The sequence below is a fragment of the Pseudomonas sp. GW821-FHT09C08 genome (genome assembly GCF_059418125.1).
Genome location: NZ_JBWKPG010000005.1, coordinates 179,588 through 195,949, shown reverse-complemented (window position 1 = coordinate 195,949; position 16,362 = coordinate 179,588). Strand labels below are relative to the sequence as shown.

The window sequence follows — 16,362 nt, the reverse complement described above, 5'->3', positions numbered from 1 at the left end:
ACCCCATGGCCACTCCCAGCGCTAGCTCTTATAACGCCGACGCCATCGAAGTCCTCTCGGGCCTCGACCCGGTGCGCAAACGCCCCGGCATGTACACCGACACCAGTCGGCCGAACCACCTTGCCCAGGAAGTCATCGACAACAGCGTCGACGAAGCCTTGGCCGGCCACGCCAAGTCGGTGCATGTCATTCTCCATGCTGACCATTCCCTGGAAGTGTCCGACGATGGTCGCGGCATGCCCGTGGATATTCACCCGGAAGAGGGCGTCTCGGGCGTCGAGCTGATCCTCACCAAGCTGCACGCCGGCGGCAAGTTCTCCAACAAGAACTACCAGTTCTCCGGTGGCTTGCACGGTGTGGGTATTTCGGTGGTCAACGCCCTGTCGACCCTGGTGCGGGTCAAGGTCAAGCGCGACGGTAACGAATACGAAATGACCTTCGCCGATGGCTATAAAGCCACCGACCTGGCTGTGATCGGCACCGTGGGCAAGCGCAACACCGGTACCAGCGTGTACTTCGCCCCGGACCCGAAATACTTCGATTCGCCAAAATTCTCCATCAGCCGCCTCAAGCACGTGCTCAAGGCCAAGGCCGTGCTGTGCCCGGGCCTGCTGGTCACCTTTGAAGACAAAGGCACCGGCGAGAAGGTCGAGTGGCACTACGAAGACGGTCTGCGCTCCTACCTGGAAGATTCCGTCAGCGAGTTCGAACGTCTGCCCAACGAGCCGTTCTGCGGCAGCCTGGCCGGTAACAAAGAAGCCGTCGACTGGGCGCTGCTGTGGTTGCCGGAAGGCGGCGACAGCGTGCAGGAAAGCTATGTCAACCTGATCCCGACCGCCCAGGGCGGTACCCACGTCAACGGTTTGCGCCAGGGCCTGCTGGATGCCATGCGCGAGTTCTGCGAATACCGCAGCCTGTTGCCGCGCGGCGTGAAGCTGGCGCCGGAAGACGTGTGGGAGCGCATCGCGTTCGTGCTGTCGATGAAGATGCAGGAGCCGCAGTTCTCCGGCCAGACCAAAGAGCGGCTGTCGTCCCGCGAGGCGGCGGCGTTTGTCTCCGGCGTGGTCAAGGACGCCTTCAGCCTGTGGCTCAACGAACACCCGGAACTGGGCCTGGCCCTGGCCGAACTGGCGATCAACAACGCCGGCCGCCGTCTGAAGGCCAGCAAGAAGGTCGAGCGCAAGCGCATCACCCAAGGCCCGGCGCTTCCCGGCAAGCTCGCCGATTGCGCCGGGCAGGACCCGATGCGATCCGAACTGTTCCTGGTCGAGGGTGACTCCGCCGGTGGTTCCGCCAAGCAAGCGCGGGACAAGGAGTTCCAGGCGATCCTGCCGTTGCGCGGCAAGATCCTCAACACCTGGGAAGTCGATGGCAGCGAAGTGCTGGCCAGCCAGGAAGTGCACAACATTGCCGTCGCCATCGGCGTCGATCCGGGCGCTGCAGACATGAGCCAGCTGCGCTACGGCAAGATCTGCATCCTCGCCGACGCCGACTCCGACGGCCTGCACATCGCGACCTTGCTGTGCGCGCTGTTCGTGCAGCATTTCCGCCCGCTGGTCGACGCCGGTCACGTCTACGTCGCCATGCCGCCGCTGTACCGAATCGACCTGGGCAAGGAAATCTACTACGCCCTCGATGAGGCCGAGCGCGATGGCATTCTCGACCGCCTGGTCGCCGAGAAGAAACGCGGCAAGCCACAGGTCACGCGATTCAAAGGCCTGGGTGAAATGAACCCACCGCAACTGCGCGAAACCACCATGGACCCGAACACTCGGCGCCTGGTGCAGTTGACGCTGGGCGAAGACTTCGCCGAAACCTCGGAAATGATGGACATGCTGCTGGCGAAAAAACGCGCGCCGGACCGCAAGTCCTGGCTGGAGTCCAAAGGCAACCTGGCCGAGGTTCTGGGCTGATGCGCACAGGTTTCGCCCTGGCGAGCCTGATGTTGAGCGTGTTGGCTGCCACTCCGGTGATCGCCGCGCCCGTGGCAGAGCTGAAACTGGTGTCTGAACACGCGGTGGACGGCATGCGCGGCGGTAACCTGTCGGGGTTGGCGCTGTGTGGCAAGGCGTTGTGGACGGTTTCTGACCGCGACGACGACCAGATCTATCGCCTGGATATCAGCGCGCCGACCTGGCAGGCCGAAACCGTCAAGATCGAGGTGCCGCCGGTGCCGGAGTCCGGGTTGCCCTGGGGCTTGCGTTCGCGCACCAAGGCTGCCTCGTTCATTCGCGGTGGCGACCTGGATTTTGAGGGCATCAGCTGCGATGCCGCGGGCAACCGCTACATTGTCAGCGAAGCCCATGCCGCTGTGCTGCAAGTGCCGGTGGACGGTGCGCCTGAGTGGCTGAAAATTGCCCCGGGCATGGTCCGTGAAGCCCGCGCCAGTGGCATGTTGCTGCACTTCAATGCCTTGTTTGAAGGTTTGGCGGTGAATCCCGAGGGCAACCAGATCTGGCTGGCTGCCGAGCGTGAGCGGCGCGGCCTGATTTCCATCAAGCGCCCGCAAAGCCTGTGGGACTGTGATGGCCCTTGTGTGCTGTTGAGCGAGGCCGGGCAGGAAGTGCAGCCGGCGCAGTTCACCAATGCCAAGGCTGTCTCGAAGGATTTTGCCGACCTGGCCCTGTTCAACGGCAAGCTGTTTACCCTGGAGCGCAACGCGTTCCAGATTTGCCGGCGCGATGCGGTCACGGCCAAAGTCGAGCTGTGCTGGTCGTTCGCCGACGAGACCCTGACGCCCGAGCGCCGCTATGCCCAGCCTTACGGCCTGGCCGAAGCCCTGGTGGTGGACGCGGACGGTGCGTGGATCGGCATCGACAACAATTTCGGCCCTCGCGCCGATGGTGAAAAGCGCCCGGTGGTCTATCGTTTTGCCGCCCCGGCCGGTGGCTGGAGCGCCCAGCCATGAGCCACGCCCTTTTTGAATCGAATCAGCGCAGCGGCAGTTCCGCTGCGCCTTACCCAATAATGATGAGGCCCGCATGAGTGACATCCTCGCAGACAGCTTAGATGGCGTAGAACGCCGGTCGCTGGCTGACTTCACCGAAAATGCCTACCTCAACTACTCCATGTACGTGATCATGGACCGTGCCTTGCCGCATATCGGCGACGGCCTGAAGCCAGTACAGCGGCGCATCATCTACGCCATGAGTGAGTTGGGCCTGGACGCCGATTCCAAGCACAAGAAGTCGGCGCGTACCGTCGGTGACGTGCTCGGTAAATTCCACCCCCACGGCGACTCGGCGTGCTACGAAGCCATGGTGCTGATGGCCCAGCCGTTCAGCTATCGCTACACGCTGGTGGACGGCCAGGGTAACTGGGGTGCGCCGGATGATCCGAAATCCTTTGCGGCCATGCGTTACACCGAAGCGCGCCTGTCGCGTTATTCGGAAGTACTGCTCAGCGAGCTGGGCCAGGGTACCGCGAACTGGGGCCCGAACTTCGACGGCACACTCGACGAGCCACTGGTGTTGCCGGCACGTTTGCCGAACATCCTGCTCAATGGCACCACCGGTATTGCGGTCGGCATGGCCACCGACGTACCGCCGCATAACCTGCGCGAAGTCGCCACCGCCTGCGTCCGTTTGCTGGATGAGCCCAAGGCTACCGTGGAGCAGCTCTGCGAGCATATCCAGGGTCCGGACTACCCGACCGAAGCGGAAATCATCACCCCTCGCGCCGACTTGCTGAAGATGTACGAGACCGGCAAGGGCTCGGTGCGCATGCGCGCGGTGTACCACATCGAAGATGGCGACATTATTGTCACCGCGCTGCCGCACCAGGTGTCCGGCGCCAAGGTGCTGGAGCAGATCGCCGCGCTGATGCAGGCCAAGCCGTCGAAATTGCCGCAGGTCGCCGACCTGCGTGACGAGTCCGACCACGAAAACCCCTGCCGCATTGTGATCATCCCGACCAACAGCCGGGTCGACCACGAAGTGCTGATGCAGCACCTGTTCGCCAGTACTGACCTGGAGTCCAGCTACCGGGTCAACGTCAACATCATTGGCCTGGACGGCAAGCCGCAGCTGAAAAACCTGCGCAACCTGCTGGTGGAGTGGCTGGAATTCCGTATCCAGACCGTGCGTCGCCGCCTGCAATTCCGCCTGGACAAGGTCGAGCGTCGCCTGCACCTGTTGGACGGTTTGCTGATTGCCTACCTCAACCTGGATGAAGTGATCCACATCATCCGCACCGCCGAGCACCCGAAAGCCGAGCTGATCGCGCGTTTCGAGCTGAGTGAGATCCAGGCTGACTACATCCTCGATACCCGCCTGCGTCAGTTGGCGCGGCTGGAAGAAATGAAGCTGCGCGACGAACAGGACGCGCTACTCAAGGAGCAAGCCAAGCTGCAGGCCCTGCTGGGCAGCGAAGCCAAGCTCAAGAAGCTGGTGCGCAGCGAGCTGATCAAGGACGCCGAAACCTATGGCGACGACCGCCGCTCGCCGATTGTCGAGCGCGCTGAAGCCAAAGCCCTGACCGAAACAGAGCTGCTGCCGAACGAGAAAATTACCGTCGTTCTGTCGGAAAAGGGTTGGGTTCGCTCCGCCAAAGGGCATGATATTGACGCCACTGGTTTGTCGTACAAGGCCGGCGATGGCTTCAAGACCGCCGCTGCCGGGCGTTCCAACCAGTTTGCGGTGTTTATCGACTCCACCGGGCGCAGTTACTCGGTGCCGGCCCACACCTTGCCATCGGCGCGCGGACAGGGCGAGCCGTTGACCGGCCGGCTGACGCCGCCGCCAGGGGCGAATTTCGAGTGTGTGCTGCTGCCGGACGACGATGCGCTGTACGTGATCGCCTCCGACGCGGGTTATGGCTTCGTGGTCAAGGGTGAAGACCTGCAGGCCAAGAACAAGGCGGGCAAGGCGCTGTTGAGCCTGCCGAACAATGCCAAGGTGATCCTGCCGCGGCCGGTGGACGATCGCGAGAGCAATTGGCTTGCGTCGGTGACCACTGAAGGGCGCCTGCTGGTGTTCAAGATCAGCGATCTGCCGCAGTTGGGCAAAGGCAAGGGCAACAAGATCATTGGTATTCCCGGTGAGCGGGTGGCCAGTCGCGAAGAGTACGTGACCGACATCGCGGTGATCCCGGAAGGTGCCACCCTGGTCCTCCAGGCCGGCAAGCGCACATTGTCATTGCGCCCAGACGACCTCGAGCACTACAAGGGCGAGCGTGGCCGTCGTGGTAACAAACTGCCGCGTGGCTTCCAGCGGGTGGATGCTTTGTTGGTGGAAACACCTGTTTAAGGTGGTTTAGAGCCCTCGATCTACGATTTAACGCGTAGATCGACGCTTTGGCGCTGGAGTCATGGCGCATATTCACGGATGATATGGCCTTTCCAGCGCCGGCGTGGCCGAGCGTGTTTAGGTTATTTTTAAGTATTACATTGTGGTTCGCCTTGTGGCAGCCACCTGGATGGGATGATGACTGCTCCACGCCTTCCTTTTATTTTCATGCTCGCTGGCCTTTTGGGGCTGGCGGGTTGCAGCACACACCAGCCGGTGTCGCTGTACCAGCTGGACAGCGGAAGTCCGGCGCAGCCAGCGCAAACCGCTGGCATGGCGGTTTTGCTGGGTCCGGTGGTCGTGGCTGACTACCTGCAACGTGAAACCCTGCTGCAACGTCAGAACGACGGCAGCCTGCAAGGTTCCACCGATGGTCGTTGGGCGGGCAGTTTGTCCTCCGATATCAACCAGCTGATGTTGCGCCAGGTCGCGGGTCACCTGGACAGCCAGCGTGTGGTGCTTGCGCCCGCGCCAACCGGCTTCACCCCGGATGTGCAGGTCCTGCTGACCATCACCCGGCTCGACTCCGGCGCTTCGCAGCCGGCGATCCTCGATGCGCAATGGCGCTTGATCGACCGTCGTGGCCAGGTGCGCGATAACCGCATCGTGCACCTGCAGGAAGAGCACACCGGCACCACTGCGTCCCAGGTCCAGGCCCAGGGCGTGTTGCTGCAGCATCTGGCACAGCAGTTGTCGGTGGCCCTCAAGCCACTGGCCAACCAGCCGCCGATTGCCGAGGCCCCGCGCAAGCAAGCCCCGGTACAGGCCAAGCCGGCAGCGCCGGAAAAACCGAAGATGCCGATGGCTACGCCGATTCGTACGGATATGGAAGTGTTCAGGTTCTGATCTGAACCGCAGACAAAAAAAGGCCCGCTGATTCAGCGGGCCTTTTTTTGTCTGCGATTTGAGTCACGCCGTGGGCTCAATGTGGGAGCGGGCTTGCTCGCGAAAGCGGTGTGTCAGTCAACGGATTCATTGACTGATCCTGCGCATTCGCGAGCAAGCCCGCTCCCACACAAGCCCGTTCCTACAGTCGGCCAAGCGCTGTTCTTCAGCCCTTCGCGCGGGTCTCATGCATCCGTGCCAACTGCCGCTCCAGCATCGACGGATACGGCTCCATCAAGCGCTCCACACAGCTTGCCCCTTCAGGGCTGGCAATCGGACGGATGCGCGCGCGCTGGCGGATCAGCGTGTCTTCGCTGATCTTGCGCTCCACCAGCAGCAGGTTGCGGCTGTGCTGGGACAGGGCCAGGGCGTCCTGGGCGATTTCTGTCAGCAGCAGGTCGATCTGGCTCATGCCGAACAGATCATCGCCGACAGTCAGGCCCAGCTGCAGTTGCAGGGTGATGCCGCTGTCAGCCACTTCGATCTGCAACTCATGGCCGAGGGCGCGCAGCAGCTCGCCGCAGCAAATGGCGTTGGTCAGGTAGTCTTCGCCGCTGTCTTCGCTGTGGAACAGCATCAGCGTGCTGCCGTCGTTCAGGGTGTGCAGTTCGCTCTGGTACAGCGAGGCGGCCTGGTCCAGGCAGTCGCGGTAGCGTTCCAGCAGCTCGGTCAGGCGAGCGCGGGGGAGGCGACGCAGTTGGTCCTGGGCGCCCAGTTGCACGGCCAGGACGGCACTGTATTGGGGTTCGCTGCTGCGCACCGGCGCCGGCTTGGGCGCGGTGTTGGCCGAGGTGGTATCGCGCAGGTCGGCGAACGGGTCTTCGTCGTCCAGTTCGTCTTCTTCGGCCTTGAAGGCCTGGCGCGTCGCCGGTTTCAAGCCCGCTACCGGGGCGCTTTCGTCAAAGCCCGGGTCACGCAGGTCGCGCACTTCGAACTCGGGTTCGTCGTCGTAGTCGGTGTCGTCGTATTCCGGCTCGGGCTCAACCTCGGGTACCACCGGTTCCGGGGCGAAGCTGGCGTGCAGTTGGCGGGCGAGGTCGCCGATTTCGTCCTGGCGGTCGGTGGCCGGGGTGTGTTCGTCGATATCCCGCAGCCAGATGCGCAGTTGCATCAGCGGCGTGGAGATATGCCGACCCAGGCGCAGGCTCAAGGCCAGGGCCAATGCCAGCAGGATCGCGCTGAGGATGCCCATGCTCTGCAGGCTGATGGTCATCGGCTGCTGGAACTGTTGCATGTCGAGGCTGATGCGCAGTTGGCCGGCCTTCACATCCTGAAAGGTAATATTGCTCTGGTACAAGCCTTCCGCTTCACCCAGCAGGCCGTTCTTCGGGCGTTGCCCGGCTTCGGCCATGATCCGGTTGTCCACGCTGTAGATGGCGGCGTGGGCCACCAGCGGGTTCTTGGTCAGGTTGTTGAGCAGCACGTTGAGGCTGAGGATGTCGTTGGACACCAGCAGCTCAGTCGCCGAGGTGGCGGTCTGGGTGGTCAAGCTTTCGCCCAGGGCGTCGGCTTGCTCGTGCATGGCCTGCTTGAACTGCAAACCCATCACGCAGGCGTAGATCACCAGGGCCAGAGCGACCAGGATCACGTTATGGCTGGCGATGCGTAATGCGATCGGTACACGGCGGTGGCGCAGTGCCCGGAAGATCAGCAGGAAGAAGTTGTCGGTTTTTACTGGCGTGGGCCGGTTCACTTGAGCTCGGCTCTTGGTCCGTGAAGTTGACGCGCAGTATAGCGACAGGCCCAAGACCGGCAAAGCGCTGGCTGTGCCCGATGGTCACTGAAAGTGGGTAGAATGCGGTTTTTTTCCAGCCTGGGGGTGCGCCTTGCGCGAAATTGTCCTGATAAATATCACCGGTGAAGACCGACCGGGTCTCACCGCAGCCATTACCGGTGTTCTGGCCCAGGGTGGTGTGAACATTCTCGACATCGGCCAGGCGGTGATCCACGACACTTTGTCGTTCGGCATCCTGGTGGAGATCCCGAGCAATGAACAGGCGTCCTCGGTGCTCAAGGACATCCTGTTTACCGCCTATAAGCTCGATCAGCAGGTGCGTTTTACCCCGGTGTCCGAAGCCGATTACCAGCACTGGGTGGCCGGCCAGGGCAAGAAACGCCACATCGTTACCCTGCTGACCCGCAAGGTCACGGCCGAGCAATTGCAGCGTGTCAGCTCCATCACCGCGCAGTATGGCTTGAATATCGACCATATCGACCGTCTGTCGGGTCGCATGCCATTGGACACCCCAGCCGACCAGGGCAAGGGCTGCATCGAGTTTTCCGTGCGCGGTGAGCCGGCCGATCCGCAGGCCTTGCGCGCCGAATTTCTCAGCGTCGCCCAGGAGCTGAATGTCGATATCGCCTTCCAGGAAGACTCGCTGTTTCGGCGCAACCGTCGCCTGGCGGTGTTCGACATGGATTCCACGCTGATCGAAGCTGAAGTCATCGACGAACTGGCCAAGGCGGCCGGCGTCGGCGAGCAAGTATCCGCGATCACCGAGCGCGCCATGGCCGGCGAGCTGGATTTTCGTGCCAGCTTCAAGGAGCGCCTGGCGCTGCTCAAGGGCCTGGATGTGAGCGTACTGGACGCCATCGGTGCATCGCTGCGCCTGACTGAAGGCGCCGAAACCCTGTTCGCCGAACTCAAGCGCCTGGGCTACAAAACCGCGATCCTGTCCGGCGGCTTCACCTACTTCGCCAAGCAATTGCAGGCCAAGCTGGGCATCGACTATGTGTTCGCCAACGAGCTGGAAGTGGTGGATGGCAAGGTGACTGGCGTGGCGGTGGAGCCGATTGTCGACGCGCAGCGCAAGGCCGATCTGCTGAAGGAATTGGCTCACAAGGAAGGTTTGCGCCTGGAGCAGACCATTGCGGTCGGCGACGGCGCCAATGACTTGCCGATGCTGGCGATTGCCGGCCTGGGTGTGGCGTTCCGGGCCAAGCCGTTGGTCAAGCAATCGGCCAAGCAGGCGATCTCTACGCTGGGGCTGGACGGGGTGCTGTACCTGTTGGGTTTCCGTGATCGCGACGGTCAGCTATAAGCTGATTCAACTGCAGGAATGCAGTCACTGTGGGAGCCGGGCTTGCCCGCGATGGCGGTAGTTCAGTCACTGATGGGTTGACTGATACACCGCCATCGCGGGCAAGCCTGGCTCCTGCATGTTGATTTTCGTCAGATTCAGATCAGGCTTTCGGCAGTGCGATACCCTGGCCCATCTGCACCGGCGAACCTGCCACCAGTTCTTCTGCCCACTTCACCTGATCTGGCCCGAACAGCACGATCGCGGTGGAGCCCAGCTTGAAGCGACCCAGTTCCGCACCTTTTTCCAGGTGGATCGGCGCCCGTGCGGCTTCGTCGTAGCGGAAGGTTTTCAGCTCGCGCTTCGGCGGCGTGACCAGGCCGGCCCACACGGTTTCAATCGACGCCACGATCATCGCGCCCACCAGTACCACGGCCATCGGGCCACGCTCGGTATCGAACAGGCAGACAACACGTTCGTTGCGCGCAAACAGCTCCGGCACGTTTTCGGCGGTGGTCTGGTTGACCGAGAAAATCCGCCCCGGCACGTAGACCATCTCCCGCAGGGTGCCGGCCAGTGGCATGTGCACGCGGTGGTAGTCTTTCGGCGACAGGTAGATGGTGGCGAAATCACCGCCCATGAACGGCGCCGCCACGGCGGCATCGCCGCCCAGCAGTTCCAGCACGCTGAAACTGTGGCCCTTGGCCTGGAACACACGGCCGTGCTCAATCGGACCCAGTTGGCTGACCGCGCCATCGGCAGGGCTCAGCACTGCGCCTGGGGTTTGATCCAGCGGGCGGGCGCCGTCTTTCAAGGCGCGGGTGAAGAAGGCGTTGAAATGCTCATAAGCAGTCACGTCTTCCACCAGGGCCTGGGACATGTCCACTTGATAGCGCTTGGCAAACCAACGGGTGAAGGCATTCTTGAACCAGCGCACGCGGCATTCGGCGATGCAGCCGGCCAACCGCGACAGCAGGTGGTGCGGCAGCAGGTACTGGCTGAGGATAAACAACTGCTTTTTCATTAACTGTCCTTAACTCTTAAATCTCGACGGGGGTGTCGGGGTGGTTGCCCCATTCGCCCCAGGAACCGGCATAACCTTTGACTCGCGGATAACCGAGCGCCTTGGCCACCAGGTAGGTGAAGCCAGAGCGGTGGTGAGTCTGGCAATGGGTGATGATCTCTTTATCTCTGGTCAGCCCGAGGTCTTCGAGGATCTGCGGCATGTCGCGGCGGATACGCAGGTTGCGCGCCTTGTCCATGCCGGCCGTCCATTCGAAATTCACCGCGCCGGGGATGTGCCCGCCTTTGGCCGCGAGCACTTTTTCGCCGGAGTATTCCAGCGGGCCGCGCGCATCCCAGATCCCCAGGTCGGCCGCGCCGAGGCGGCTTTGCAGGTATTCGCGGGTGGCGGTGGGGCCCTCGTGCAGCGTGAGGCTGACCGGGCCACCGACTGGTGGCGGGACCTCGGTCGACAGCGGGTGTTGTTCCGCCAGCCACGCCAGCAGGCCGCCGTCCAGGTAGTGGTATTTCTGATGGCCGATCACGTCGAGCATCCAGATAAAGCGTCCGGCCCAACCGCCGCCTTCGTCGTCATAGACCACGTAGGTGGCGTCCGGGGTGTGGCCCAGTTCGCCGAAGAGTTTTTCCAGGTCGGCCTTGTGGGGCAGCAGGCCGGGCGCCGGCGGCTGGCCCAGTTGGGTGCGCTTGGGGTCAACGAAATGCGCGCCGGGGATGTGCCCTTCGGCGTAGCGGGCGGCACTGGTGAGGTCCACCAGAATCAGCTGTTCGGCATCCAGTCGACCGAGCAGGTCGCTGGACTCGATCACCAGCGGCAAGCCAGAGAAGTCAGGCATGTGAGGTCTCCTGGGCACAAATGTTGGCGATAAAAGAGGGCGATTGTAGCGCAAGCATCAGGCGCTGCGGTTGGTAAAGCTGTGCAGTGCTTTCTCGATGCATTGGGCGGTTTTGCCGAAGGCCTGCACGGTGGTTTCCGAGAACGGCCCACCGCCCTGGTCGGCGACCATCAGCATCACGACCTTGCCATTGCAGCTCAGCGAGCGCAGCAGCAGGTGCTCGCCGGTGAACAGGCGCCGCAGGATCGGCGGCAGCAGCGCCGAGAATTGCGCGTGGTTGTCAGGCGTGAGGCGCACCTGGGCGGACTTTTCCAGCAAGCGCTGCAGCAGCGTGCTGTGGACCACATCGAGGCTCAGGTTGGCGGCGTCCTTGGGCAGGCCGTCGACCTGGTGCACACGCAAGGTGCTCTGGGCACGGTCGGTCATCAGCAGCATCACCCGCTGCATGCCGCTGGCCGACAGGGCCTCCTTGGCGCATGTGGTCAGGTGCATGGCGTTGGCGAAGCGGCTCGGCTCAACCAGCAATTCGGTGCAGCGCTTGCGCCACACCGCCAGGGCCTCGGCGGTGGGCGGTGGGGCCGGCAGCAGGCCGCGGTGGATCTTCTGCACATGCCATGGCCAGATCAGCGACAGCGCCGGGTGCCAGAGGTCCGGCATCAAGGTAGTGCGCGCACTGGTGACGGCTTGCTGGTGCACCTGTTGCTGCACGTCGCCCAAAGGCTGTTGCAGGTACAGCGCGGTCAGGTATTGCCAGCGCTGGGTGTGCGGACAGGTCCAGGACTCCTGGGCCGACATCGCGAGGCCGTTGGCCAGCAGTACCGTATTGGCCGGCTGATTCAGCCAGCGCCGCAGGTTGGGATCGGCATCCAGCAATTGCTGGTGGCGCAACGGGTCATCTTCGCGGGCGATATGCAGCGCCTTGACCAGCAGGCGTTGCTCGTTCCGCAGCAGGGTATAGCCCTGGGATACCCAGATCGGCAGGTGCCACGTTTCGGTCAGGCCGAGGCACAGGTCCAGCAGACGCACGCCGAACAATTCCTGCTCGACTGCACGCGCCGATTGGCCTTTGTGGATAACCCGCAGTTCCCACTCTTCGAGAAGCTTGGGGTAGGCCACCGCCATCGGCCACAGCGGCGACAGGAATAGCAGGCTGCCCCAGTGAATGTCTTGCCACAACCGCGCCAGGCGGCTGCCGAACAAGCCGTTGGCTTGCTGCGAGGCATGCTGGCTGACCAGCAGCAATTGGCGCAACGCCACCGGAATCTCTTGGGCGGGGACCGAGGGCAGGCGTGCCAGCAACTCTTCGGCGCGCTTGAGGCCCAGGCGATTGAGCGCCACTTCAAGGTTTTCCGCCGGTGCCGTCATGCTGCCATGCGTGTGGCTATTGGCCTCGCGCATCACGCTGAGTACGAGGGCCGGGCTGTTCTGCATCAGTTCGGCAATGTCTCGCAACGAACTGCGGCTATCGCGGATGGCTTTGCACACGCGTTCGTGGCTGGCCTGGGGAACAGGCAGCAGCACGTCGTCCAGGCGCTTGATCCAAGCAGCGAGGGAGTTGGGTTTTGCAGTTGGGACTGTCGTTTCATTAGCCATGATTGGGGCGCGATCATCACTTGCGGTCAACACGCCCGGAACGGGCCGAACTGGCTTTTCGCCTTAACGGGCTATAGTCTGGCGCAGTTTTGCCGATAAGTAGAACAAGAGTTTTTCAGTTCCTCCAAATATGTCCATGAACCTGACGGCGCAAGTACTCATCTCCTATGGCTAAAATTATCGGCATCATCGTCGTCATCGCAAGTGTGCTCGGCGGGTACGTCCTCTCCCACGGTAAAATTGCCGCGCTGATCCAGCCTTTCGAAGTGCTGATTATCGGCGGTGCAGCGTTTGGCGCCTTCCTGCAGGCCAACCCCGGCTACATGACCCTGCACGTGATCAAGAAGTCGCTGGGCATGTTCGGCTCGCGCTTCACCCACTCTTTCTATCTGGACGTGCTGGGCCTGGTCTACGAGATCCTCAACAAGAGCCGCCGCGAAGGCATGATGGCCATCGAAGCCGACATCGAAGACGCTGCGGCCAGCCCGATTTTCGCCAAGTACCCGGCCGTGCTCAAAGACGAGCGCATGACCGCCTACATCTGCGATTACCTGCGCATCATGTCCTCCGGCAACATGGCGCCCCATGAGCTGGAAGGCCTGTTCGACATGGAGCTGTTCAGCCTCAAGGAAGAGCTGGAACATCCTTCCCACGCCGTGACCGGCATCGCCGACGGCATGCCCGGTTTCGGTATTGTCGCGGCGGTACTCGGTATCGTGGTGACCATGGCGTCCCTCGGCGAAGGCGACCAGAAGGCCATCGGCATGCACGTGGGTGCGGCCCTGGTCGGTACCTTCTTCGGTATTCTCGCGGCCTACGGTTTCTTCGGCCCGCTGGCTACCTCCCTGGCCCACGATGCCAAGGAAGAGGTGAACCTCTACGAAGCGATCAAGGCGTGCCTGGTGGCTTCGGCGTCGGGCATGCCGCCGTCGTTGGCGGTGGAGTTCGGTCGCAAGGTGCTGTACCCGAAACATCGCCCAAGTTTCGCCGAGCTGGAACAAGCGGTTCGCGGTCGCTAAGCCATGGAAAACAACCAGCCGATAATCATCAAGCGCGTCAAGCGCTTCGCTGCGGGGCACCATGGCGGCGCCTGGAAAATCGCCTTCGCCGACTTTGCGACGGCGATGATGGCGTTCTTCCTGGTGCTGTGGCTGATGTCCACCGCCACACCCGAACAGAAGATCGCCATCGCCGGCTACTTCAAGGACCCCATTGGTTTCTCGGAAAGCGGTACGCCCTTCGTGATCGACCTGGGCGGCTCGCCGCAGTTGGCGCCGGAGCGCACCATCAACCCGGAAATCAAGACCGAATCGCCTCAGGAAAAAATCCCGATCGAGCGCGATACCGTCGAGGCCATGGCTGAGCAAGTCGAGCAGGAACGCCTTGAGCTGTTGCTGCAAGAACTGCAGACCAAGGTCGAGGAAAACCCGCAGTTGCTCAAATTCAAGGATCAGATTTCGTTCGAGATCACGCCGGACGGTTTGCGCATCCAGATCACCGACGCGGCCAATCGGCCGATGTTCGACTCGGGCAGCGCGCGGTTGAAGCCGTACTTTGAAGACATCCTGCTGGCGATGGCTGACACCATCAAGGCGGTACCGAACAAGATCAGCATCAGCGGTCATACCGACGCCAAGCCGTACGCGGGCCAGGGTGACTTCGGCAACTGGGAACTCTCGGCCAACCGTGCCAACGCGGCGCGTCGCGCCCTGGTCGCCGGCAGCTATCCGGACCCGCAAGTGGCGCGCGTGGTGGGGTTCGCCTCCTCGCAGCTGTTTGATCCCAAGGACCCGTTCAACCCGATCAACCGCCGCATCGACATCGTCGTGCTGACCAAGAAGGCCCAGCGTGCGATCGAAGGCGACCAGCACGCCGCGCCACCGGTTCCGACCCCAGGCGACGGTGCGCCCGGCGAAGTACCGGCCGACCCGAACGCCATCCCGCCCGGCCAGGAGCCGTTGCCGGCGCATGAGCTGCGCCAGAAGTTGAACCTGTTCGATGATGGCGGGGTGAAGGATCCTACGGCGCCTGCAACGGGCTCCTAGGCTGCAAGCAGCCCACCTCAACAATGAAAAACGCCCCGATTGATCGGGGCGTTTTTCATTTCTTATCAAAGAGGGAGATAGGCTTTGCCTCCACTGATAACACCTCGCATGTCGTTGGTGTCCAGCCGGGGCACGAAATATTCTCGACCTTTTGCTCGAGTCTTTCTATGGAGCTTGTCCAGGCGCTCGAAGCTGACGGTGTAAATCATGTCGCACTTCACCCACAGCTCTTTGTAGCATTTCAGGGGCAACGAAGCCTCGTGTGAAATCGCAAAGAAGAACGTCGCCTTGTTTGGGGTGATAGTAGAGAGTCAATCGTAAATGCCCCACAAAAAGCAAAGCCGCCCGAAGGCGGCTTCATTCGACGCGCAGTGGAGCTTGCTTCGCCCCTTCTGCGCCGCTGGATCAACCCCGAAAAGGATCCAGACTCCTGCCAGCTTGCGCTGGTGACGGAGCGATGATGGGCATCAGGAATTTCGAATTCAAGCTGGCTTGCATCGATTGGCCACCCAGTTGCACGGATTCTTGATGCCAGCACCCTTTAAATCAATGGGCTAGGGTGCTTGGTGCTGCCATTTATATGTATCAAGAAATGGCCCCTCAATAACTGCTCTCGGGCAAGCTCGCAATAATCGACCGATAGCTGTTCATTCGTTGCTGCTGCACGCGCCCATCTTCCAGGGCCTTGAGCAGGGCGCAACCCGGCTCGCGGTCGTGCTTGCAATCGCGGAAGCGGCAAGTGCCGATCAGGTCGTTGAATTCGATAAAGCCCGCTTCCACATCGCTGCGGCTGACGTGGCCGAGGCCGAATTCACGGATGCCGGGGGAGTCGATCAGTTCGCCGCCGCCGGGGAAGTGGAACAATCGCGCGGTGGTGGTGGTATGGGTGCCTTGGCCGGACAGCTCCGATAACGGGCCGACCCGGGTGTCGACTTCCGGCAGCAGGCTGTTGACCAGCGACGATTTGCCCACGCCCGACTGGCCGACGAACACGCTGATGCGGCCGTCCAGCTGCTGTTGCAGCTGTTCCATGCCATCGCCGTGATGCGCCGACACTTCCAGTACCGGGTAACCCAGGGTGCGGTAGACCGCCAGCAGCGCATTGAGCGCAGGCGCGTTCTGCTCGTCGATCAGGTCGAACTTGTTCAGCAGCAACAGCGGGCGAATGCCGGCGTGTTCGGCGGCGACCAGGTAACGGTCGATCAGGTTGGCATGGGGCTCGGGCAGCGGCGCGAACACGATGACGATCATGTCGACGTTGGCCGCCACCGGCTTGAGCTGGCCACGGCTGTCAGGGCGACGTAGCTCGGTGGTACGCGGCAACTGGGCGACGATCACGCCGATGCCCTGGTTGCCGGCGCGCCACACGACCTGGTCGCCGGTCACCAGCGCAGGCAGGTTGGCGCGCAAGTGGCAACGGAACACCTGGCCGGCGAGTTCGCCTTCCAGCGCCTCGACTTCGACCTGCACGCCAAAGTGCGCGATCACCAGGCCTGTCTGTTCGGGGCCCAGGTCGCCGCCCTCGAGCGCTTCCACGGCGGAGGATTCACGTTTGGCGGCGCGGGCGGCGCGTTCGCCTTGAATCTTTTCGATGCGCCAGTTTTGGCGACGATTGAGCTGGCGTTTGGCCATTGGTGTTCCGTGTCGATAATGCAAAGGTTGGGTAAAACGGTCGCGA

General features: G+C 62.4%; 12 protein-coding genes. 7 read left to right on the top strand and 5 right to left on the bottom strand.

Annotated elements, in window-relative coordinates; translation table 11 throughout:
* Positions 1-5: 5 nt before the first annotated feature.
* The 4 genes from parE to AC07OJ_RS18925 all read left to right on the top strand — a co-directional run bounded on the left by parE (position 6) and on the right by AC07OJ_RS18925 (position 6,131).
* On the top strand, positions 6-1,913 hold the full coding sequence (parE, locus tag AC07OJ_RS18940) for a DNA topoisomerase IV subunit B (RefSeq protein WP_065900089.1): 1,908 nt from the start codon (positions 6-8) through the stop codon (positions 1,911-1,913).
* The gene (locus tag AC07OJ_RS18935) at positions 1,913-2,908 is read left to right on the top strand and encodes an esterase-like activity of phytase family protein (protein ID WP_495094975.1); all 996 of its coding nucleotides are present in this window, start codon (positions 1,913-1,915) and stop codon (positions 2,906-2,908) included. Before parE ends, AC07OJ_RS18935 begins: the two co-directional genes overlap by 1 nt.
* Positions 2,909-2,981: 73 nt before the next feature.
* The gene (parC, locus tag AC07OJ_RS18930; protein ID WP_106805323.1) at positions 2,982-5,246 is read left to right on the top strand and encodes a DNA topoisomerase IV subunit A; all 2,265 of its coding nucleotides are present in this window, start codon (positions 2,982-2,984) and stop codon (positions 5,244-5,246) included.
* A gap of 177 nt (positions 5,247-5,423) precedes the next feature.
* Positions 5,424-6,131, top strand: a complete 708-nt coding sequence (locus AC07OJ_RS18925) for a PqiC family protein (RefSeq protein ID WP_065900095.1) — start codon at positions 5,424-5,426, stop codon at positions 6,129-6,131.
* A 205-nt stretch (positions 6,132-6,336) separates the two neighbouring features.
* Here AC07OJ_RS18925 and AC07OJ_RS18920 read toward each other — a convergent pair whose 3' ends face one another.
* Entirely contained in the window at positions 6,337-7,863 is a 1,527-nt protein-coding gene (locus AC07OJ_RS18920; RefSeq protein ID WP_065900096.1) for an AhpA/YtjB family protein, read from the bottom strand.
* A gap of 133 nt (positions 7,864-7,996) precedes the next feature.
* Here AC07OJ_RS18920 and serB point away from each other — a divergent pair, with 133 nt between their 5' ends.
* A complete protein-coding gene (gene serB, locus AC07OJ_RS18915; RefSeq protein ID WP_065900097.1) occupies positions 7,997-9,211 on the top strand; it encodes a phosphoserine phosphatase SerB in 1,215 nt (404 codons plus the stop codon).
* Between the two features lie 142 nt (positions 9,212-9,353).
* On the opposite strand, the gene asd is transcribed toward serB, so the two are convergent.
* The 3 genes from asd to AC07OJ_RS18900 are packed head-to-tail and all read right to left on the bottom strand — an operon-like array spanning position 9,354 to position 12,639.
* Complete coding sequence (asd, locus tag AC07OJ_RS18910; RefSeq protein ID WP_065900098.1) at positions 9,354-10,214, bottom strand: archaetidylserine decarboxylase; 861 nt, start codon at positions 10,212-10,214, stop codon at positions 9,354-9,356.
* Positions 10,215-10,230: 16 nt separating this feature from the next.
* Positions 10,231-11,046, bottom strand: coding sequence for a thiosulfate sulfurtransferase (gene rhdA, locus AC07OJ_RS18905; RefSeq protein ID WP_120447490.1), 816 nt, complete (start codon positions 11,044-11,046; stop codon positions 10,231-10,233).
* 57 nt (positions 11,047-11,103) lie between these two features.
* On the bottom strand, positions 11,104-12,639 hold the full coding sequence (locus AC07OJ_RS18900) for an HDOD domain-containing protein (RefSeq protein ID WP_065900101.1): 1,536 nt from the start codon (positions 12,637-12,639) through the stop codon (positions 11,104-11,106).
* Between the two features lie 167 nt (positions 12,640-12,806).
* Between AC07OJ_RS18900 and motA the strand changes: the two genes are divergently transcribed.
* The gene (gene motA, locus AC07OJ_RS18895) at positions 12,807-13,658 is read left to right on the top strand and encodes a flagellar motor stator protein MotA (RefSeq protein WP_065900103.1); all 852 of its coding nucleotides are present in this window, start codon (positions 12,807-12,809) and stop codon (positions 13,656-13,658) included.
* Positions 13,659-13,661: 3 nt separating this feature from the next.
* Positions 13,662-14,684: a flagellar motor protein MotB gene (gene motB / locus AC07OJ_RS18890; protein ID WP_065900105.1), complete on the top strand. Its 1,023-nt coding sequence runs from the start codon at positions 13,662-13,664 to the stop codon at positions 14,682-14,684.
* Between the two features lie 600 nt (positions 14,685-15,284).
* On the opposite strand, the gene rsgA is transcribed toward motB, so the two are convergent.
* Positions 15,285-16,316, bottom strand: coding sequence for a small ribosomal subunit biogenesis GTPase RsgA (gene rsgA / locus AC07OJ_RS18885; protein WP_065900107.1), 1,032 nt, complete (start codon positions 16,314-16,316; stop codon positions 15,285-15,287).
* Positions 16,317-16,362 lie beyond the last annotated feature (46 nt).